The 21945-nt window shown below is 69.5% G+C and carries 14 protein-coding genes; 7 read left to right on the top strand and 7 right to left on the bottom strand.

Translation table 11 applies throughout. The features are described 5' to 3' along the window. Positions 1-17: 17 nt before the first annotated feature. The 4 genes from EER27_RS10485 to EER27_RS10470 form a co-directional block, all read right to left on the bottom strand. Complete coding sequence (locus EER27_RS10485; RefSeq protein ID WP_123088043.1) at positions 18-1091, bottom strand: diguanylate cyclase; 1074 nt, start codon at positions 1089-1091, stop codon at positions 18-20. 78 nt (positions 1092-1169) lie between these two features. Next, the gene (locus EER27_RS10480) at positions 1170-4424 is read right to left on the bottom strand and encodes an EAL domain-containing protein (protein WP_123088042.1); all 3255 of its coding nucleotides are present in this window, start codon (positions 4422-4424) and stop codon (positions 1170-1172) included. A 452-nt stretch (positions 4425-4876) separates the two neighbouring features. After that, positions 4877-5209: an EF-hand domain-containing protein gene (locus EER27_RS10475; protein WP_123088041.1), complete on the bottom strand. Its 333-nt coding sequence runs from the start codon at positions 5207-5209 to the stop codon at positions 4877-4879. A 116-nt stretch (positions 5210-5325) separates the two neighbouring features. Then, complete coding sequence (locus EER27_RS10470; RefSeq protein ID WP_123088040.1) at positions 5326-6531, bottom strand: DesA family fatty acid desaturase; 1206 nt, start codon at positions 6529-6531, stop codon at positions 5326-5328. 362 nt (positions 6532-6893) lie between these two features. Between EER27_RS10470 and mutM the strand changes: the two genes are divergently transcribed. The 3 genes from mutM (at position 6894) to EER27_RS10455 (ending at position 11468) form a co-directional block, all read left to right on the top strand. Continuing rightward, positions 6894-7706 carry a bifunctional DNA-formamidopyrimidine glycosylase/DNA-(apurinic or apyrimidinic site) lyase gene (mutM, locus tag EER27_RS10465; RefSeq protein ID WP_123088039.1) on the top strand — a complete coding sequence of 271 codons (813 nt, stop codon included), beginning with the start codon at positions 6894-6896 and terminating at the stop codon, positions 7704-7706. 184 nt (positions 7707-7890) lie between these two features. Next, complete coding sequence (locus EER27_RS10460; protein ID WP_123088179.1) at positions 7891-8463, top strand: ECF-type sigma factor; 573 nt, start codon at positions 7891-7893, stop codon at positions 8461-8463. Between the two features lie 143 nt (positions 8464-8606). Continuing rightward, positions 8607-11468 (top strand): serine/threonine-protein kinase, encoded by a 2862-nt coding sequence (locus EER27_RS10455; protein WP_123088038.1) that lies wholly within the window; start codon positions 8607-8609, stop codon positions 11466-11468. A gap of 8 nt (positions 11469-11476) precedes the next feature. On the opposite strand, the gene EER27_RS10450 is transcribed toward EER27_RS10455, so the two are convergent. From EER27_RS10450 to EER27_RS10440, 3 genes are all read right to left on the bottom strand, one after another. After that, a complete protein-coding gene (locus tag EER27_RS10450; protein WP_123088037.1) occupies positions 11477-12097 on the bottom strand; it encodes a thymidine kinase in 621 nt (206 codons plus the stop codon). A gap of 197 nt (positions 12098-12294) precedes the next feature. Further along, the gene (locus EER27_RS10445) at positions 12295-13071 is read right to left on the bottom strand and encodes an SEL1-like repeat protein (protein ID WP_123088036.1); all 777 of its coding nucleotides are present in this window, start codon (positions 13069-13071) and stop codon (positions 12295-12297) included. A gap of 175 nt (positions 13072-13246) precedes the next feature. After that, on the bottom strand, positions 13247-14080 hold the full coding sequence (locus tag EER27_RS10440) for an SEL1-like repeat protein (RefSeq protein WP_148040998.1): 834 nt from the start codon (positions 14078-14080) through the stop codon (positions 13247-13249). A 99-nt stretch (positions 14081-14179) separates the two neighbouring features. Here EER27_RS10440 and EER27_RS10435 point away from each other — a divergent pair, with 99 nt between their 5' ends. The 4 genes from EER27_RS10435 to plsB all read left to right on the top strand — a co-directional run bounded on the left by EER27_RS10435 (position 14180) and on the right by plsB (position 21864). Continuing rightward, a complete protein-coding gene (locus tag EER27_RS10435; protein ID WP_123088034.1) occupies positions 14180-16159 on the top strand; it encodes a UvrD-helicase domain-containing protein in 1980 nt (659 codons plus the stop codon). A 195-nt stretch (positions 16160-16354) separates the two neighbouring features. Further along, positions 16355-17281 carry a 5'-nucleotidase, lipoprotein e(P4) family gene (locus tag EER27_RS10430; RefSeq protein ID WP_123088033.1) on the top strand — a complete coding sequence of 309 codons (927 nt, stop codon included), beginning with the start codon at positions 16355-16357 and terminating at the stop codon, positions 17279-17281. A 407-nt stretch (positions 17282-17688) separates the two neighbouring features. After that, on the top strand, positions 17689-18627 hold the full coding sequence (locus EER27_RS10425) for a hypothetical protein (RefSeq protein ID WP_148040997.1): 939 nt from the start codon (positions 17689-17691) through the stop codon (positions 18625-18627). Between the two features lie 288 nt (positions 18628-18915). Next, a complete protein-coding gene (gene plsB, locus EER27_RS10420; RefSeq protein WP_425480833.1) occupies positions 18916-21864 on the top strand; it encodes a glycerol-3-phosphate 1-O-acyltransferase PlsB in 2949 nt (982 codons plus the stop codon). Positions 21865-21945: the final 81 nt, after the last annotated feature.

The raw sequence follows: 21945 nt of genomic DNA, 5'->3' as shown, positions 1-21945 counted from the left end.
ACGCGGCGCCGCCCGACCTACTCCCAGGAGGCGCCCGATGTGCAGACGCGATTGCGGCCGGTCTGCTTCGCCCGATAGAGGGCCGTGTCGGCGTGCCGTATCCACACGTTGACGCTGTCCAGGCGGGGCACGATGAAGGCGACGCCGACACTGATCGTGCAGCGCAGGTCCGGCAGGCCCTCGATGCGGATCGCGGCAACCGTGGCGCGCAGGCGTTCGGCCACGTCCATCGCGTCCCGGCTGTCGGTGTCGCCAAGCACCACGCCGAACTCGTCACCGCCGAAACGTCCCGGTGTATCCAGCGCCCGGAGCGATGCGCGCAGCGAGGCCGCCACGCGCCGCAGCACCTCATCCCCGGCCGGATGACCGTAGCTGTCGTTGATCTGCTTGAAGTTGTCGATGTCGAACATCAGCAATGCCGCCGGCCGGCGGGTGCGCGAGCAGCGCGACAACTCTGTGACGGCCGCCTCCTCCCAGTGCAGACGGTTCGGCAGGCCCGTCAGCCCGTCGGTGCGGTTGAGCCTGTCCAGCATCCGGTTCTGCCGCACCACCTTGCGGCCCAATGCGTACGCGGCGGTGCTGATCGCCAGCGGGTAGGCCACCATGAAGGGCAGGCAGACCAGCACCTGCGTCATCGTGGTGTCCGGGCGGAACCCGAACCCCAGCAACGCCCACGTCGCCAGGCAGGCCAGAGCCTGCACGCTTGCCGTGCGCGCAAGGAATCGCCAACCGCCCACGCCGATCTTGTCGGCCGACAGCATCACCGCGAGCAATGCGCTGGGTACCACGTTGAACTGCATCACCGCGATCCAGATGCCACCGCATATCGAATCGATGGCCAGGTTCCGGAACTCCGCCTGCTTCGGGTCGCGGCTACCGCGCGCGATCGCATAGGCCACGGTGGGCCAGATGCCGCCGTTGAACGCCAGCGCCATCCAGGTCAGGAGCGACGCACCGTTCTCGTACAGCACGCCGGAGATCGCGATGCAGCCGGTGCCCAGGCCGAGGATCCGCATGCGGTAGATGCGCGCGACGAAACGCCGATGCTCGCTGCTGCCCGCGGATGCACCGGGGTCGCCGTCGGTGCTCATGCCCGGGGTGCTCCGCTTCCTCCGGCACCGCAAGCCGGCGCCGCGGCCGCCAGCGCGCTGGCGTCGGGCAGCCGTCGATCAGACCACGCCCGGCGCATCGACGGCCTGCGTGTTGGCAAACAGGGTTTCCAGCGCGTCGGCGGGCACTGGCTGCGAGATGTAGTGCCCCTGGATCTCGTCGCAGCCGCTGGCGCGAAGCAGCTCGAACTGCTCGCGGCTCTCGACGCCTTCGGCGATCGCCTTCATCTCCAGGCCATGCGCCATCTCGATCACCGTCATCGCGACGGATGCCGCGTCCGGGTCGGTGCTGATGTCGCGCACCACGCTGAGGTCGAGTTTCAGCGTGTCGATGGGATAGCGCTTGAGGCAGGCGAGGTTGGAGTAGCCGGTTCCGAAATCGTCCATCGCGATGCCCACGCCCAGCGCCTTGATCCTGCGCAGCACCGCAACGGTTTCGCCGGCGGGCATCATCAGCGAGCTCTCGGTGATCTCGATCGCCAGCCGCGATGGTTCGATGGCGTGCTCGCGCAGCGCGGTCGCGATCGAGCCGAGCAGGCCTTCGAGCACGAACGCCTTCCCTGACACGTTCACCGCGACCCGGAAGCCGTCGATGCCTGCGCGCTGCCACTGGACCATCTGGCGGCAGGCGGCATCGACGACCCAGGCGCCGATCGGCGCGGCCAGCCGCGTGCCTTCGACAATGGGCAGGAACACCGACGGCAGCACGAGGCCGTGGCCGGGCCGGTTCCAGCGCAGCAATGCTTCCACGCCGGCCCATCGACCGCTGCTGGCGCACACCATGGGCTGGTAGTACAGCTCGAACTCGTCGTTAGCCAGGGCATCGCGCAACGCCTCACCGAGCTGCTGCTGCTCCAGCGCGCGCACGTTCATCTCGCCGCGATGGAAGCGAAGCCGGTCGCCGCCCGTCGCCTTGGCGTCGTGCATCGCGCCGTCGGCGAACTCCAGCAGCGTGTCCGGATCGCTGGAGTCGACGGGGCACGTGGCGATGCCGATGCTCGCGGTGATCGACACCTTGCGGTCGTGCAGCTGGAAGGGCTTGCGCAGCACCTCGCGGATGCCATTGCCGACGTCCACGTCGAAACCCAGGTGGCCGTCCGGGCTGGCAAGCACCAGCGCGAACCGGTCGCCGCCCAGGCGCCACACCGTCTCACGTATCTCCAGGCCATCGCCCAGTCGCTGGCTGGCCTGGCGAACGAGCTCGTCGGCGAACGCTTGCCCCAGCGTGTCGTTGACGTCCTTGAAACCGTCCAGCCCGACCAGCAGCACCGACACGGTCCAGTGGTGCTCTCGGGACTGGCTGATGGTCCACTTCAGCGATTCGTAGAACAGCATGCGGTTGGGCAAGCCGGTCAGCGCGTCGTAGCCGGTGACCTGGCTGGGCGTCGCGTCCTTGGCGATGTGTTCCAGGCCGAAGGCGACATCGCCGACCAGCTCCTGCAGCACGTCGATCTCTTCGTGATCGAAGAAGTCGGCGTTGCCGGCGATCAAGGCCAGCACGTGCACACGGCCCAGCACCACCATCGGGAACACGGCCATCGCCCGATGGCCCTGCCGGGCCAGCTCGGCCTTTTGCGCCGCGGTGGCTTCCAGCCGCAGGTCGTTGCACACGATCGGCCGCAGCTCACGCGCCGCGCGGCTGGCGGGACGATCGCGGAACGGCGAATCCGGCCTCGCGCTCAACCGCACCGGTTCGATGTCGGCCTCCGCACCACCACGCCACGCGACGACCCGGCCGTCGCGCGTGTCCGTATCGATCACGCCGGTCCAGGCCAGCTTGAACATGCCCACCTCGACCGCGACGCGGCAGACCTCGGCCAGCAGCCCCTGGTGATCGCGGATGTGCACGATCGCCGCGTTGATGCGGCTGCGGACCTCCTTGATGCGCGTGAGCCGCTTGCTCTTTTCCTGCTGGTTGCGGGCCTGGGTGATGTCGGCAGCGACACCGGCGACGCGATAGACGCGCCGGTTGGGGCCGCGGATCGGAAAGATCCGCACGCGGATCCAGCGGACGGCGCCATCGGGACGCACGATCCGGTACTCGTGGTCGAACGGACCACGGGCGTTGGCCGGGTCGTAGATCGCCATCGCGCGCTCGCGGTCGTCGGAATGCACCAGGTCCAGCCACGATCGCGGCGACGCCTGCAGGCTCGCGCAGGTGCGGCCGAAGATCGTCTCGAACGCCGGGCTGACGTACAGGACATGACCGCTGCGCGGGTCCACCAGGAAAAACGCCTCGTTGATGTTTTCCGCAAGCTGCCGGAAGCGCAGTTCACTCTCGACCAGTTCCTCGGAGGCGCGCTTTCGCTCGGCCGCCTCGACCTGCAGCTGTTGGGCGTGGTCGCGAACTTCCTGGTACAGCAGGCCGCTCTCGTAGATGCGACCCGCCTGCGCGGCGAGGATGGCGAGCAGGCGCTCGTCCTCGGCGTTGAACTCGTCCGCTCCGGGCTTGTCGCCCAGGCAGATCCAGCCGTAGACATGCGAGAGCGACACGATCGGCGCAACCATCAGCGCCTGCACGCGCGGGTGCCACGCGGGCAAGCCGACCGCGGCCGGATCGCCGCCGGGATTGGACATGCGCACGGGCTTGCGCAGCGTCTGCGCGCGGCCGACCGCTCCGTGCCCACGCAACGGCAGTTCCGGCTGCCCGGCCACCTCCGGTCCCATGCCGCTGGTGGTGATGTGCTCGGCCTCGCCGTCGTCGTCGGCCTTGCCGCTGATCAGCATGGCGTAGCGGGCGCCGATCAGGTCGCGCGCGGCGCTGCAGACCGTCCGGAGCAGACGCCGCGGGTTGCGCTCGGAGGCCAGTTGCAGGTCGATGTCGACCAGCGCGGCAAGGCGCGCGTTGGTCTGGCGCAAGACGTCCACGGTCTCCGACAGTTTGTCGGTGATCAGCCGCAGGTGCTGCTCGTCGAACCCGCTTGCGGGCGATGACGCCGGCTCGGCGACGCCCGACAGGGCCTTCTCGATCGTGCGCAGCACCACGCCGCGCTCGCTGGGTTTGGCCAGTACGTGCTGCACGCCGCACGCCTGCGCCAGGCTCTCTGCGTCGGGGCCGTGGAAGTGCGCGGTGTAGAACACGACCGCAGTGTGTTCGGTGGCCGGATCCGCGCGCAACCGGCGGACCAGCTCGTAGCCGTCCATCGCCGGCATCAACACATCGGTGATCACCAGGTCCGGACGCTCTTCGCGGGTCAGGTCCAACGCCTCGAATCCGTTGCGCGCGGTCAGGATGCGGTGATCCTGGTAGCCGAGCAGGTTGACCAGGAAGTCACGGTTCTCGGCACGGTCATCGACGATCAGGACGGTGGCCATGCGTCAGCCATCCCGCGAGCGGCAGCCCGCCATCGTTGTGGCCGTGGGCCGATGGTCGCGTGCGGATGGGTGTTTGCGTGCCGCGCTGCCGACCGCACAGCCTGCGCCGTTGGGGCGTCGCGCCACCGTCGGTCGGTCCGTCAACACGCTGCATGGCGACATCACGACCACCTCCATGGCGAATCGCTACCCCAGGCGAACTCTCACTGCACCGGCGACGCCTTGTCGCGGTGGCGAATCCGGAGTCGGGTTGGTGCCGACCTGCATCGCCGGCTCGATGGTAACGCCGATCCGGTCGCTACCGGCAAGCGTTCGTGCGGGCGCGCGGCGTGGCCGGTTGCGACACCGTGTGGCGTGGCGGTCACTCGCGTCCGTGCGCGGGGCAGGGAGGCGATGGCGCGGCGACGCAACGCCATGAGATGGCGCGCGCGGGCCGGCGCGCGCGGGTCAGTTCACTGCGGCGGTGCCGCCAGCTCGCGAGCGTCGAGCACGCCATCGCGGTTGATGTCCTGGCGCCGAAACGCGGCGGCAAGCGCTTCGCGGTGGGCAACCAGGCTGACCGGTTTGCCGCGTCCACCGGGCAGCTCGTCGGCGACCAGCGTGCCGTTGCCATCGCGGTCCATCTGCTCGAACGCGTAGCCCATCCAGGCCTGGTATTCGGCCAGCGAGACGCGGCCGTCTTGGTCGCGATCCATGCGATCGAGGTATTCGCTGGTGCGGCTGACCTGGGCCGGCACGGGGCTTGGCAGCATCAGCAGGAGCGGCAGCAGGAGGATCGGGCGCATGGCGACGACTGGACTTCGGACTGAGCGGGAAACCGCATCGTACGGCCGCGGGGCCGCGGCGACGAGTTGCCGCGGTCACCGGCGGGCCGGTGACCGCGTCATCCCGTGCGTGACGCTCAGGCGCGCGCAGGCGCCAAAGCGTAACCCTTCATGCGTTCGGAGAACGCCTGCAGTGCCTGCACGCCACTGGCTTCGGCCTCGACGCACCACGCGTGCAGCTTGTGCAGCGTGACCTGCGCGTCGTTGGATCGCTCGTCGAGCACCTGGGCCAGGCGCTGGCGGAAATCGGCGACCTGCGCCATGCGCGGGCTTTCGGCCACCCAGGCCTGCAGGCGCGCGCGCTTGTCGTCGTCGAGCCAGCGGCCACCATCGGCCAGGCCCTGGCGCAATTTGCGCGGCAGCGCGCGCATCCGGTCGCCGGCATTGGCCGCTTCCTCACGCAGCGCCGGCAGGGTCACGCAGCGGTAGTAGTCGGTCATCGCCTGGAAACGGATCGCCAGCAACGCGCGCAGTGTCTCGGCGTCGGGCATGGCGATGTTCGGGCGCACGTCCAGCGACGGCGCAACGCGCAGCACCTTGGCCAGGCCGACCATCTCGAACAGACGGATCGTCGCCCAGCCAATGTCGAACTCGAAGCGACGCAGGGCGAACTTGGCCGAGCTCGGGAACGCGTGGTGGTTGTTGTGCAGTTCTTCGCCACCGATCCAGAAGCCCCACGGCGTGAGGTTGGTCGAGGTGTCGGCGCTCTCGAAGTTGCGATAGCCCCACCAGTGGCCAAGACCGTTGACCACGCCGGCCGCCCAGAACGGAATCCACGCCATCTGGATGGCCCAGATCGCAATGCCGGCAAAGCCGAACAGCAGGAAGCTGATCACCAGCAGCAAGGTCGGACCCAGCGTCGGATGGGCGGTGTAGAGCTTGCGTTCGATCCAGTCGTCCGGGCAGCCCTTGCCGTATTTCTCGATCGACTCGCGGTCGGCGCGTGCCTCGCGGTACAGCTCGACGCCGCGCCAGAACACGGTCCGGATGCCCTTGACCTGCGGGCTGTGCGGGTCTTCCTCGGTTTCGCACTTGGCGTGGTGCTTGCGGTGGATGGCAGCCCACTCGCGGGTGACCATCGAGGTGGTCAGCCAGGTCCAGAAGCGGAAGAAGTGCGCGGGCAGCGGATGGAAGTCGACCGCGCGATGCGCCATCGAGCGGTGCAGGTACAGCGTCACCGCGAAGATCGTCAGCTGGGTGGCGACCAGGAAATAGATCACGAGCGACCCGAAGCCAGCCTGCAACAGGCCACCAGCGAGAAAGTCGTAGAGAGAAGCGGGCATACGTGCTCCGGAAACGGAAGAAAGGCCGGCTGCCACGCCAACAGCGGCGGGGCGGCATTGCGCAACCGGGAGCGGATGCGCGGCGGACCGGCATCCAGGCCGATCCAGCTGGCGATGATGCCACCATACGAAGCCATGCGCCCCGGTATGGTTTACCACGGTGATGGGGGTGTTCATACGGAAACAACGCGCCCGCCGACAAGCGGAAGCGGCCGGGACTGGCGCGGGGCGGGAAATGCCGTGCAGACGGGCGGTCGTCAGGTTCGTGGCCCAGACCCGCCGCGACGCACCAGCCGGGGACGCCCCGTCGTCCATCGCCCAGGCTTTACCCTTCCCTTCCTCGTTGCTGCTGCGCCCGCCCGATGCCAGAACTGCCCGAAGTCGAAACCACCCGTGCCGGCCTCGCCCCGCACCTGACGGGCCGGCGCGTGCTGGCCGCGACCCTGCGACGGCCCGACCTGCGCTGGCCGATCGCGCCGGAGATCGCCGCCGAACTGCCGGGCCAACGGATCGACGCCGTACGCCGTCGCGCCAAGTACCTGCTGCTGGACACCGCCGTCGGTAGCGCGCTGCTGCACCTGGGCATGTCGGGAAGCCTGCGGGTGCTGCCGGGCGACACGCCGGTTCGCGCGCACGACCACGTCGACCTCGCCATCGAGGGCGGCCACGTCCTGCGATTCAATGACCCGCGTCGCTTCGGCTGCCTGCTCTGGCAGGCAGCCGACTCGGTCCATCCCTTGCTAGCCGGACTCGGGCCGGAACCGCTGTCGGACACCTTCGACGGCGACTACCTGTTCGCCCTCAGCCGCGGCCGCAGCGTGGCGGTGAAGAGCTTCCTGATGGACCAGAAGGTGGTCGTGGGCGTCGGCAACATCTACGTCGCCGAGGCACTGTTCGCCGCCGGCATCTCGCCGGTGCGCGAGGCCGGCAAGGTGTCGCGCGAGCGCTACCGTGGGCTGGCCGATGCAGTACGCGCAATCCTCGGACACGCGATCGCGCGCGGCGGCACCACGCTGCGCGATTTCATCAGCCCCGACGGCGCACCGGGCTACTTCGAACAGGAACTGTCGGTCTACGGCCGCGGCGGCGCGCCCTGCCCGACGTGCGGACGCGTACTGAAACAGGCGATGGTCGGCCAGCGCGCCACGGTGTGGTGCGGCCACTGCCAGCGCTGAGCGCGAGGCGGTCCCTGGGGCGCTGTCGCACCGGCACCGGTAACATAGCGGTCGACGCCATCCCCGCCGTTGGCGGGCCGCGAAGCACGGCTCGCCCGACCGCGGCGCCAGCGCTGTCGTCGGCGCGTTCCCGCGGCGAATGGGGAGGCGCTATAGTCCGGCCATCTGCCACCGGGGGGCCATGATGGCCGACACCAACGACATCACGATCCTGCTGGACGCAGCCCGGGGGGGCGATCGTGGCGCACTCGACAACGTGCTCGCAACGCTCTACCAGGAGCTGCATTCGATGGCCCGGCGACAGCTCGCCGGCCAGCACGGCCATACGCTCGACGCCACCGCGCTGGTGCACGAGGCCTACCTCAAGCTGGTCGGCCGACGCGAGGCCCAGTTCGACGACCGCGCCCATTTCTTCGCCTACGCCGCCTCGGCGATGCGCAGCGTGGTCGTGGACTACGCCCGCCAGCGCCTTGCCCAGAAGCGCGGCGGCGACCTGCACCGCGTCACCGAATTGCCCGAGGATCTCGAGGGCGCACTGCGCCTGGACGAAGAGATGCTCGGCCTGGATACCGCGCTGACACGACTGGCATCGGTCGACGCACGCCTCGCGCAGGTGGTGGAGTTGCGCTACTTCGCCGGCCTGTCCGAACTCGAAATCGCCGCGTTGCTGGAGCGTTCCGAGCGCAGCATCCGCCGCGACTGGCAGAAGGCGCGGCTGTTCCTGCTGGCCTCGCTTCGCGACGAACCCGCCGGCTGAGCGCCCCGGGCGGCAGCGCCGGCACGACCCGCTTCGGCGGCGGCAGGATCGATCGACGGCGGCAACGCTGCCGCCGCGTGCCTGTGCCGGGATGCCCACCGGGGAATTGACGATGTCCAAAGGCCGTAGCGGTACCTGACACGATGGATCCGGAGCGCTGGCAACGGCTGTCCCCGCTGCTCGACGAGCTGTTCGAGCTCGACGCGCAGGCGCGCGCGCACCGCCTGGCCACGTTGCGCGCGGACGATGCCGAGCTCACCGCCGAGCTCGAGCGGCTGGTCGCGCTGGAAGACGACCACGACGACTTCCTCGCCGAGCCGCTGGTGCAGCCGCCGCGCGGTGCATACACCGGTGCCGAGGTCGGTCCCTACCGGCTCGAAAGCTTGCTCGGCGAAGGCGGCATGGGCCAGGTGTGGCTGGCGGTGCGTGCCGATGGCCTGTACCAGCGACGGGTCGCGCTGAAGCTGCTGCGGCCCGGGCTGGCCGACACCAACCTGCGCATCCGCTTCACGCGCGAGCGCGAGATCCTCGCCCGCCTCGCCCATCCGCACATCGCCCGCCTGCTCGACGCCGGGATCAGCGCGGAAGGCTGGCCATATCTCGCACTGGAGTATGTCGACGGCGCGCCGATCACCGACTACTGCCACGACCACGAGACGCCGCTGGAGACGCGGCTGCGGATGTTCCAGCAGATCTGCGACGCGGTCAGCCACGCGCATGCCAACCTGATCGTGCACCGCGACCTCAAGCCCTCCAACATCCTGGTGACGCCAGGTGGCGAGGTGCGGCTGCTGGATTTCGGCATCGCCAAACTGCTCGACGGCGACACGCCGATGATCGAGCAGACGCGCACCGGCATGCGCGCATTCACCCTGCACTACGCCGCGCCCGAACAGATCCGTGGCGAACCGGTCACCACGATGACCGACGTCTACTCGCTGGGCGTGGTGCTGTACGAACTGCTGGCAGACCGCAAGCCGTACCGTCTGAAGCGGCAGACGGATGCCGAGTGGGAAGAGGCCATCCTCAGCGCCGATCCGCTTCGACCATCGCAAGCCCTGCTGCGCGACGCGGAGGGCGACAAGGCGACGCTACTGGCATTGCGCCGGCACGCGCGCACGCTGTCGGGCGACCTCGACAACATCGTCCTGAAGACACTCTCCAAGCGCCCCGAACTGCGCTATCCCTCGGTCGAGGCGCTGGCGCTGGACCTGCAGCGCTACGAGGCGGGCCGCCCGGTGCAGGCACGCGCGCAGAGCATCGGCTATCGGGTGCAGAAGTACCTGCGCCGGCACCGCTGGTCACTGGCGACCGGCCTGATGGTGACCGTGGTGCTCAGTGCCGCGCTCGCGATCGTTGCCTGGCAGGCGCGCGAGGCACTCAACGAGGCCGCGCGCGCGCAGGCGATGCAGGATTTCATGATCGGCGTGTTCGAGAACGCCGGTGGCGCGCGCGGCGCGCGCGAACTCGACCTGCGCGAGCTGCTCGACGCCTCGGTCGAGCGCGGCACCCGCGAACTCTCGCGGCAGCCGCGCGCGCGCGCCGAGCTGCTGGGCGTGGTCGCGCGCCTGCGCATCGGCCTGGGTGACTACAGCGAAGCCCGCCGACTGCTGGCACGCCAGACGGTGATCATCGAGACCACCGCGGGCATCCCGACCAGCCTGAAACTGGAATCGCTGACGCAGCGCGGCCGCGTGCTGCGCCTGCTCGGCGACACGACCGCGTGCATCGAGCTGATGCAGCCGGCGCTGGCGGAGGTGCGCCGCGAGCAGGCGCAGCTGCCGCCGCAGGCCAGCGAGTTCTATTCGCAGCTCGGCCGCTGCCGGGCCGCCAATGGCGACCGCCAGACGGCGCGGCAGTTGTTCGAGCGCTCCCTGACCTTGCGCCAGGACAGCCGCAACCTTCGCCTGGGCGAGATCGAGAACCGCATGGACCTGGCCGGACTGCACGCCGATGCCGGCGAGACACGCCAGGCCCTGGCCGAGCTGAAGGCCGCGCGCGAGCAGTTGCACTCCGACCTGGGCGACCGCCACCCCCTTCTGATCGACATCCGCCGCAACCTGGCCAGCCTGCACCAGGCAGAGGGCGCCTTGGCCGCGGCCGAGACCGAGCTGCGCGCCGCCCTGGAGGCAAGCAACGAACTCAACGGGCCGGCCGACCCGTCCACGCGCGCCGTGCGCGTGCAGCTGGTCTCGGTGCTGATGGACGGTGGCCATTACGCCGAGGCCGGGCAGCGCGTGCGCGACGACCAGCAGCTGTTGCCCGAACGCGACGACGCAGCCCAGCCCGCGCGCGCGGAAAACCACCGCCGGCTCGGCGAGATCGCGATGCAGCTTGGCGATGAGACCACCGCGTCATCGGAGCTGCGACGGGCGCTGTCGATCCAGCGCCGGATCGCGGATCCGGCCGCGACCATCGCCACGTTGTCGACGTTGGCGCGGGTGCTTCACGAGGGCGGCAAGGACAGCGACGCGTTGCCGCTGCTGCTGGACGCGCGCCGACGCGTCAGCCAGTTGCACGATGGTGGCAACGTTCGTGGTGGCGACATCGATCGCCAACTCGGCGAGGTCCATCTCGCGCTGGGCAACACCGATGAGGGGATGGCGCTGCTCGAACAGGCGATCAAGCTCAACCGTGCCGACTACGGCGCGGACGACCCGCGCTCGCTCGAGGCCGAGCTTTCGCTGCTGCGGGTCAAGGCCAACGGGGGCGACAGTGCGGCACTGGTGCACCTGGATACGCTGGCGGCACGGCCTGGAAAAAGCATCCGCCTGCAGGAGATTGCCTGGCGTGCACGCGTCGCCGCGGCCGGCCTGCGCTGCATCCAGACCACCACCCAGCCCGCGGCCCTGGCCAGCGTGCAGGCCTTGCATGACCGGCTGCCGGAGATCCGCCCCGAGGGCGGCCTGCTGAGCCGCGAGGTCGACCGGACGCTCGCCCAGTGCTTCGCCGCATCGCCCACGCCCGCCAGCGACCAGGCGCCGGTGCAGCACGCGCAGCGATAGGCGCGGTATCAAAGCGCCAGCGAGGGCTGCATCGGCTCGATGCGGCCTTCACCGCGCACGATCTTCTTGAACTCGGCGCGGCTGACCGACACGTATCGCTCGTTGCCACCGATTTCCACCTGCGGCCCGTCCTGCACCGCGTAACCGTTGTCGTCCACGCGCACCGTCATCGTCGCCTTGCTGCCTGTGTGGCAGATGGTCTTGATCTCCGTGAGCTCGTCGGCCCAGGCCAGCAGGTACTGGCTGCCTTCGAACAACTCGCCCCGGAAGTCGGTGCGCAGGCCGTAGCACAGCACTGGGATACGCAGGCGATCGACGATCTCGCTGAGCTGCCAGACCTGCGGCTTGCCCAGGAACTGCGCCTCATCGACCAGCAGGCAGTGCAGCGGCCCATGAGCGACGATGTCCGACTGCGCCAGGGTGAACAGGTCCTGGTCGCGGTCGAACGCGATCGCATCGGCGCGCAAGCCGATCCGCGATGCCACCGTGCCGCTGCCCGCGCGGTTGTCCAGTCGCGGCGTGAGTATCGCCACACGCATGCCGCGTTCGCGGTAGTTGTGCGCGGACTGCAGCAGGGTGGTGGTCTTTCCGGCGTTCATCGCCGAGTAGTAGAAGTAGAGCTTGGCCATGCGCGCATTTTAGTCGCCGCCACGCGCGGTCTGCTGCCCGCGCGGCATGGAACCTCGTGCCGGCCCGCCGCTGCGCGTGGAATGCGGCGCCCGAGCCACCGCACGACCAACGCGCGATCCCGTCGCCGTCGCCCTGCCCTCCACACCCGTGGCGTCGGCCACGGGCGGTTGCGGGGCGACGCGGAACCGATCGCCAGTCAGCGCGACGACGGCTCGGGCGGCGAAGGCGGCGTGGCCACCGGGCGGAGCGGACCGGCTTCCACGCTGCCCTCCAGCATGCGGTCTTCGCGCTCCCAGTAGCCATTGAGTTCGCTGAGGCCGCCCAGCTCGCCGTACAGGCGGTCGGCGGACGCCACGGCGTACAGCTGGTTGCCGCTGCCCGGTCCGTCGAACGAACCGCTGGACGACCCGGCGCGGGTTTCCAGTCGCTGCCCGCGCCAGCCGACCCGGCTGCCGGTCATCGCGCGTGCGAAGGTGCGCAGACGGCTCTCGGCGCGCGGCCGCGCGACGGCGTCGCCGTAGCGCTGTGCGAACGACTCGCCACGCGATGCCACCTGCGCCTGCTCATCGGCGGAGAGTTCGGACCACATGCGCTCGCGGATCCGCAGCAGCCGCTGGCTGCCGCGTTCGGCGGCGAGGTCGCTCCAGATGTAGCCCAGCACACGGTCGACCGGTACGCCCGCGCCGTGCCAGTGGATCAGGCTGAGGTAGTGCTGCGCCGGCTTGTCGGCGTGGTACGCGGCGCGTTCGAAGCGCTGCACCGCGTCCTCGGTGTCGCCGCGCTGGTAGGCCTTCAGGCCGTGCAGCCGGGACTCCTCGTTCGGCTTGCCCTTGGCCAGCGTCGCGGCCTCGTCGAGCTGCATGAAACTCATCGCGCTGAGCGTCGGGCGTTCGGCGGCATCGGCGGTGCCCAGCACGAACGCTGCGACGTACAGAATGGCGGTGATTCCACGGCGTGTACGCAGATGTCGCATGACGGCTCCTTGCCTGGTGGAAGGCACGGCCGGTGCCGTGCGAGGCCTGTTTAGCACCGCACCTGCGGCGCAACAAGCGCCAACGTGAGGGTTCCGACCATTGGCGTCGATCGGCCTTTCCATCGGGGCGCCGGCACGGCACCAATTTGCCGCGCCGTGCATCGACCGTCTGCGATCAACGCGTCGCGGAGGGCTCGGGCATCGCCTCGTCGGGTACATCCGGAATCGGCGCATCCACCTCGGGAGCGGTCTGCGGAATCCGCGAATCGACGTCCGGAACCTGCGCTCCGTCACGCACCACCTCGAGCTCGCCAACCTCGACCCGCCCGATCGGCGGGTTCTTCCACACCTTGTCCTGCCAGGCCCAGTACTTCTTGGCATCCCAGTAGCGATCATCGAAGAACTTGGAACCCTCGATCGTCTGACTGCCCCGCGGGCCGGGCACTTCGATCTGCACACCGCGATTGAAGCCCGTGCGACTTCCGGTGAGCGTGCGGCGGCCAATGCGCAACTGGTGTTCGTAGCGGACCTGCGCGGCAGCGTCGCCGAAACGCGCGTACACCTGCGCGCCTTCACGCACCGCGCGCTCGCGCTGCGCGGCATCCAGCGCATCCCAGTAGCGCTCGCGCAGGCCGAGGAATCCGACGTAGCTGCGTTCGGCGGCCAGGTCCATCCAGACGTAGGCCAGCGCCGGGTCGCGCTCTACGCCGTGACCGTTCCAGTACATCTCCGCCACCATGCCCTGCGAGGGCTTGTCGGCGAAGTAGCTGGCACGGCGGAACAGGCGCATCGCATCGGCGTAGCGCTGCTGCTCGTACGCCTTCATCCCCAGCATCCGGTACTTCATGTCGGGGTGATGGGTAAGGAAGCCGGCGGTGATCAGCATCGGGTTGTCGATCGGGTCCGGCGGGGTGGTGTCCTCTCCCGCCAGTGCCGCGCCGGCCCACAACGCCGCCGGCAGTAGCGTCAGCAGCAGAGCCTGTCGCAGACGGGTAGTGGTCGCATTCATTTCCATGGGCTTTTTGCCGAATTCCATTGTTCAATGTGCATAGCCTAGCCGGCTCCGGCGCCGTGCACAGGTAGACTGATGGGCTATACGGAAGCCTCAATGCACGGTCTCAACCCCCCCCAACGCGCCGCGGTCCTCGCCACCGACGGCCCCCTGCTCGTGCTCGCTGGCGCCGGAAGCGGCAAGACGCGCGTCATCGTCGAGAAGATTGCGCACCTGATCGCGTCGGGCCGCATGCCCGCGCGCCGCATCGCCGCGATCACCTTCACCAACAAGTCGGCAAAGGAAATGAAGGAGCGCGTCGCCAAGCGCATCCGTGGCGACGCCGCCGAAGGGCTGACGATCTGCACCTTCCACGCGCTGGGCCTGCGGTTCCTGCAGATCGAACACGCCAAGGCGGGGCTGCGACGCGGCTTCAGCGTGTTCGACAGCGACGACAGTGCCGCGCAGATCAAGGACCTCCTGCCGGCCGGCAGCAAGCCCGACGTGATCGACGACATGCGCAACCTGGTGTCGCGAGCGAAGAACCTCGGCCTGTCGCCGGAACAGGCGCTGGCTGCGGCCACCAGCACGCGCGAGATGGAAGCGGCGACGCTGTATGCGCGTTACCAGGCGCGCCTGACCACGTTCAACGCCGTCGACTTCGACGACCTGATCCGCCTGCCCGTGCAGATCCTCGAAAGCCACGAAGAGTGCGCGCTGGGCTGGCGCGAGCGCATTGGCTACCTGCTGGTCGACGAGTGCCAGGACACCAACGACGCGCAGTACCGCCTGCTCAAGGCGATCGCCGGCCCGCAGGGGCTGTTCACCTGCGTGGGCGATGACGACCAGTCGATCTACGCCTGGCGCGGCGCCAATCCCGACAACCTGCTCGAGCTGGGTCGCGACTACCCCACCCTGCAGATCATCAAGCTCGAGCAGAACTACCGCTGCTCGAACCGCGTGCTGCGCGCGGCCAACGCGCTGATCGCCAACAACCCGCACGAGCATCCCAAGACGCTCTGGTCCGACCAGGCCGACGGCGAGCGCATCCGCATCTGGGAGTGCCGCGACAGCGCGCACGAAGCCGAGAAGGTCGCCGCCGAGATCGCTTTCGTCGCCAGCGCGAAGCAGGCGCCGTGGAGCGACTTCTGCATCCTGTTCCGCGGCAATTTCCAGAGCCGCGCGCTCGAGAAGGCGCTGCAGCTGCTGCGTGTTCCCTACCACCTGTCCGGCGGCACGGCGTTCCTCGAACGCGGCGAGGTCAAGGATTCGCTGGCGTGGCTGCGCCTGATCGCCAATCCCGACGACGACGCGGCCTTCCTGCGCGCGGTCACCTCGCCCAAGCGCGAGGTCGGCGCGACCACGCTGGCGCGGCTTGCCGAGCTTGCCCAGCAGGCCGGCATGCCGATGTCGCGCGCGGCCGAGCAGATGGGCGCGCTCAAGCAGCTGGCACCCCGTGCAGCCAACGCGCTGGACGGTTTCAACAACATCGTGCGCGGCCTGCGCAGCGACGCCAACAAGCTCAGCCCGGCCGATCTGGTGCGCGAGCTTGGCAAGCGCAGCGGCCTGCTGCAGGCGATCCGCGAGCAGTGCAAGGACGAGGCCGGTTTCCAGCGACGCAAGGCCAATCTGGAAGAACTCGCCGACTGGTTCGACGGCGGCAAGGGTTCCGGGCCGGGCGAACTGGCCGCGCAGCTCGCGCTGCTGTCGCACGCCGACAAGGGCGAGGCCGGCAACCAGGTGCGGCTGATGTCCCTGCACGGCGCCAAGGGGCTGGAGTTCCGCTACGTGTTCATTGTCGGCGTCGAGGACGGCACGCTGCCGCACGAGGCCAGCCTCGACGAAGGCAGGCTGGACGAGGAGCGCCGCCTGCTCTACGTCGGCATCACGCGCGCAAAAGAGCAGCTGTGGATGTCGTACTCGAAGATGGCGCAGAAATGGGGCGACACGATCCGCCTCAAGCCCAGCCGCTTCTTCGAGGAGCTGCCTGCGGCCGAGATCCAACGCGACGGCGCCGATCCGGTGGCGGACGCGGCGCGCAAGCAGGAACGCGCGAGCGCCGGCTTCGCCGCGATCCGCGCCCTGCTGGACGGCTAGACGCCCGGACCACGTCGCCCCCTGGCGCGCCGGCGATGCCGCCGGCGCCTTGCGTCGACGCGGGCTTGGCCTGGTCGCAGAAGCGACGTCGCGCGATGAGCGCGCTGCAACGCCCGGGCCTCGCCCGCGGGCCGCCGGACGGCGTTGCAAGGCACTCGGCTAAACTCGCCGGCTTCTTTCGATCCGGAACCGCGCATGTCGCCTCGCGCTCTGTCCCCGTTGCCCGCCGTGCTGGCCACCACGCTGTTGCTGGCCGCCTGCAAACCCACCGCGCCGGCCACCAAGGCACCGGCGACCGAGGCCACGCCGCCGGCGACCGCGGCCGTCACTGCCACCCCGGACGCGACGGCCGCCGATGACAATCTCAACGCCGTGCTCTGGGTGCAGCGATCGGCCGAGTACCGGGCGCTGACGACGCAGACCTACCGCGCCGCCGCCGACCACCTCGATGCCGCGCTCAATGCCGCCCACTGGGATGCGCTGGTGCCGGACGAGCGCGGCAACGCCAGCACCGGCCTCAAGCCGGCGGTGATCATGGACATCGACGAAACCGTACTCGACAACTCGCCGTACCAGGCGCGCCTGGTGCAGCAGGGCAAGGAGTACGACGAAGTGACCTGGGATGCCTGGGTCGCCGAGAAGAAGGCCAAGCCGTTGCCGGGCGTGGTCGACTTCGCCAAGGCCGCCACCGCCAAGGGCGTGACCGTGCTGTATGTGTCCAACCGCGCAGTGCACCTCAACGAGGCCACGCTGGCCAACCTGCGCAGCGTCGGCCTGCCGGTCGCCAGCGACGACGTGTTCCTTGGCCTGGGCACCGTGGTGGATGGCTGCGAGCAGCACGGAAGCGAGAAGAACTGCCGCCGGCGCCTGGCCGGGCAGAAGTACCGGGTGCTGATGCAGTTCGGCGATCAGCTGGGCGACTTCGTCCAGGTGGTCAGCAACACGCCCGGCGATCGCAACGCCTTGCTCGACGAGTACGGCGACTGGTTCGGCGAGCGCTGGTGGATGCTGCCCAACCCGACCTATGGCTCTTGGGAACCGGCGCTGTTCAACAACGACCGCGCGCAGCCCCGCCAGGCGCGTCGTGCCGCCAAACGCGACGCCTTGGACGTGGCGCCCTGACCCGGTGCCCCGCCTCCCGGCACCCGCGCGTGGGTGTCGGGAACGATAGACGCCGGCATCCCGCCCCATTCAGCAATTTAAAATCAATGCGTTATGCGCGTAAGCGCATCTGTTGCGGCAACTCTGGCGCCGCGCTAACCTGCGGGCGCCACAACTCGTAATCCTCCGGCTCCGGCCGGTTTTCAGGAGGCCCAGGCCTCCTTTTTCTTTGCCTCGGTCTCGGCGCTGGCCGCGCGGCTGCAAGTGCCGATCCGCGACCGGATTGGCTGGCGGCGAGCATCGGCAGCGGCCAAGATGGCCATTGCGACTGGGGGAAGCCGCGCCGAATGCACCTGTTTCAAGACCACACGCCGCAAGATCGCCGGCCCCGGGGCCATGCCCTGACTCGCGGCGTCGCGGCGCGTCCGATGCGCCGGTTCCATGCCGCCGTCGCGGCGCTGTTGCTGGCCGCCGCGTCGACCGGTTGCGGCGGCGGCGCATCGTCGGCCCAGGCGCCCGGCGCGGCCGCGCCGGCCGAAGCGCTGACCCGCCTGATCGACGACCTGCGCCGCGATGACCTGGCCGGTTTCGCTCGCCATTCGGTGCCGCCCGCGCTCCACGCCCGGCTTGCCATCGCCTGGAGCGAGGGCCGCACCAGCTGGCCGCTGACCGAATTGCCGCTGGAAGACCGGCTGCCCTCGGCCATCGCCGCGCTGGCGGCGAAGGATTCCGAGAAAACCCTGCTGGCCGCCTACCACCGCCAGTTCGCACACGCCGACGGCGAATTGCGTTCGGCGGCGGCGACCATCGGCCTGTTCGCCGCGCAGTACGTGCGCAGCGAGGGCGACTACAGCACCGAAGAACGCGGTCACTACGTGCAGCTGATCGCGGCGCTGAGCGACTGGGGCCGGCAGGCGCCGCTGGGCGATCCGGCGCTGGCCAAGGCCACGTTGGGCCAGCTGGCGACCGCCGCGCGTGCGACCGGCATCAAGGACCGCGACACTTTCGCCCGTGCGGGCATGGAGCGCACCCTGGGCAGACTGGGTCCGCTGGCATGGCGCCTGCGCGGGGTCCTGCTGCGCTATGGCCTCGACATCGACGCGACGTTGGCCAGCGCCAGGGTGGCGGTGATCGAGCACAACGGCGACCAGGCCCGCCTGCGCCTGACCTACACCCTGGGCGACAAGGCCATCGACGCGGTGGTGCTGGCCGAGCGCCGCGAGGGCCGGTGGTACCTGCGCGATCTGCTGCGCCATGCCGAGGTCGAGGCCGCGCGCACGGGCACCCCGCGCGAAGCGCCGACGTCCGTGGTGCAACACAACGGCGAGGCCCCGCCACCGCGTCCGGCGTCCGACGCCCACCACTGAGCGCGCCCGACTGGCCGTCCCGCGCCCGCGGCTGTCGCGATCCGTGGCAGCGAGCCTCGCGGCGGCGACCCGGCCCCGATCGACCGCCTTCGCACGGCGCAACCCAGCTGAATCGGCATAATGGCGCGGATGCCGAAACAGACACCCCTGCCGTTCCCCGAAGCCGCCGCGGCGAGCCCCACCCCCGCCACGGTCGATCCGTCGGTGCCCGAGGCTGATGCAGCCACGGAGCCGGCCGCTGCCCCGACCAGCGAGGCTTCGAGCGAGGCCCCTGCCAACGAGGCTCCGATGAGCGAGCCATCGACCGCTGACGCGCCCGACGCCCTCGCGCCGGAGGCCGTCGCCAACGAAGCCATCCCGTCCGCCGATCGTGCGCGCGCCGACGCGGACGTGCGCGCCGATGCGAGCGCCACCGTCGCCACCGTCGCCACCGAGCCGCCTGCCCACGACGTCGCCGACGACGCACAGCCGCTGCCCAGTGACATCGCGGCGCGGGCCAGCGTGCCGGACACCGAGGCCGCCATCGACACCGATCCGACGGAGGTCGATCGACATGACGTCACCCCACATGACGTCAACCGGCCCGACGGCGACCACGACCACGCACCCGTCCAGGCGGCACTGCCGATCGCGGCGTCGGCGCCAGTCGAGTCCCCCGACGCACGCGTGCCGGCCGTGAGGCCACCGTGGTGGGCGCGACTGCTCGGCCGGGTGATGGCGCCGTGGGTCACCCTGACCGTCGAACCGGAAAGCCCCGTCGACCATGTGCCGGAATGGAACGGCCGGCCGGTCTGCTATGTGCTGGAGGACTACGGCCTCAGCAATGCCCTGATCCTCGAACGTGCCTGCCGCGAGACCGGCCTGCCGTCGCCGCTGCAGCCCTTGCCCGGCGACCCGCTCGGTCGCAAGCGCGCCTACGTTGCCCTGTCGCGGCGCAACGTCAGCGCACTGCCGCCGCTGCCGTCCCTGACTCCCCAGGTGCCGTCGGCGAAGACCCATTCGGGCTCGCTGGCGCGCCTGCTGGACGCCCATCGCGTCGACCCGGCGCTGGACGTGCAACTGGTGCCGGTGTCGATCTTCGTCGGCCGCGCTCCGGACAAGAGCAGCGGCTGGTTCTCGGTGCTGTTCTCAGAAAACTGGACGCTGGTCGGCCGCTTCCGCCGGATCATGGCCATCGCCCTCAATGGCCGGGACACGCTGGTGCGTTTCGCGCCACCGGTCAGCCTGCGCGAGATCGTCAACGAAGGCCTGCCGCCCGAGCGCACCGTGCGCAAGCTGTCGCGCGTGCTGCGAACGCACTTCCGGCGAATCCGCGCGGCGGTGATCGGTCCGGATCTGTCGACCCGTCGATTGCTGGTCGACCAGGTGCTTGCTGCCGAGACGGTCAAGGACGCCATTTCCGACCAGGCGCGCCGCGACAAGAGCTCGCCGGCCGAGGCCTGGAAGAAGGCGCACGGCTACGCCTACGAGATTGCCGCCGACTATTCGCACCCGGTGGTGCGTTCGGTGAGCTTCCTGCTGACGCCGGTGTGGAACCGCATCTACCGCGGCGTGCTGGTGCACCACCTGGACCGCCTCAAGCAGGACGCGCCCGGATTCGAAGTCGTCTACGTGCCCTGCCACCGCAGCCACATGGACTACCTGCTGCTGAGCTACCTGCTGTACGCGCGCGGCATCGTGCCGCCGCACATCGTGGCGGGCATCAACCTCAACCTGCCGGTGATCGGCACGATCCTGCGCAAGGGCGGCGCGTTCTTCATCCGCCGCAGCATCCGCGGCAGCGCGCTGTACTCGGCGGTGTTCTCCGAGTACATGGCGCAGCTGGTCTCGGGCGGCTACTCGATCGAGTACTTCATCGAAGGCGGACGCTCGCGCACCGGCCGGCTGCTGCCGCCCAAGGGCGGAACCCTGGCGATGACCGTGCGCGCGTTCCTGCGCCAGCCCACGCGTCCGGTGATGTTCCAACCGGTCTACATCGGCTACGAGAAGCTCATGGAGGGCAACAGCTACCTCGACGAATTGACCGGCAAGCCCAAGGAAAAGGAATCGATCTGGAAACTGCTGTTCGGCATCCCCAAGGTGCTGCGCAGCAACTATGGCCAGGTGGTGGTCAACTTCGGCGAGCCGATCCGCCTGGGCGAGGTGCTCGGCGAGCACGCGCCCGACTGGAACGGCACGCCCGTGCCCGAGGACGCGAAGCCGGCCTGGCTGGGCGAGACCGTCAGCGCCCTCGCGCAACGTATCCAGGTCAACGTCAATCGCGCCGCCGACGTCAATCCGATCAACCTGCTCGCGCTGGCGTTGCTTTCCACGCCCAAGCACGCGATGGGCGAAGCCGACCTGCTGGCGCAGATCACGCTCTCCAAGACGCTGCTCGCCGACGTGCCTTACTCCGATCGCGTCACCGTCACGCCGCACGCGCCGGCCGAAATCGTGGCCCACGGTGAGGAGATCGGCGTGCTCACCCGCGTGCCGCACCCGCTGGGCGACGTGCTCGGCGTGGCCGGCGAGAAGGCGGTGCTGCTGAGCTACTTCCGCAACAACGTGCTGCATCTGTTCACTGCGGCGTCGTGGATCGCCTGCTGCTTCCAGAACAACCGCCGCATGGGCGTGGTCAGCGTGCTGCGCCTGGGTCGCAGCGTGTACCCGTTCCTGCAGGCCGAGCTGTTCCTGCCGTGGAGCGAGGACGAATTCGTCGAGCGCCTGTCTCGCACCATCGACGTGTTCGTCCGTGAAGGCCTGCTCGAACGCGTCAGCGAGGACGATGGCGGCATCCTGGCCCGCAACGCCGGGCAGACCGACGAGGTGTTCCGCCTGCGGGCGATCGGCCATTCGCTGCAGCAGGCGTTCGAGCGCTACTACATCGCGACCTCGGTCCTGGTGAAGAACGGCGCCGGCACGCTCAGCGCCGGCGAACTTGAAACCCTGTGCCAGCTGGCCGCGCAGCGCCTGAGCCTGTTGTACGCGCCTGCCGCGCCGGAGTTCTTCGACAAGACGCTGTTCCGGGGCTTCATCCAGAAGATGCGCGAACTGAAACTGGTGTGGCCGGACGCGAACGGCAAGCTGACGTTCGACAGCCGCCTGGAAGCCTGGGCGCGCGACGCCAAGTTCATCCTCGGTCGCGAGCTGCGTCACACCATCGAGAAGGTCAGCCCCGAAGCGGCGCGATCAGGCGACGGCAACGGGTCGGCCGCGGCGCCCGCGGCGGCCGACACTCCCACCGAACCCAAGGCCTGACGCAAAAGCGGCGCCGCGTGGCGCCGTGCCGTGTCCGCTTGTCGATCCCGGCGTCCTCGCCGGGATCGAAAGCCTGCCCTT

The sequence above is a fragment of the Montanilutibacter psychrotolerans genome, from assembly GCF_003719825.1.
GTDB classification, from domain to species: Bacteria; Pseudomonadota; Gammaproteobacteria; order Xanthomonadales; family Xanthomonadaceae; genus Montanilutibacter; species Montanilutibacter psychrotolerans.
This window is presented reverse-complemented; position numbering and strand designations above follow the sequence as displayed.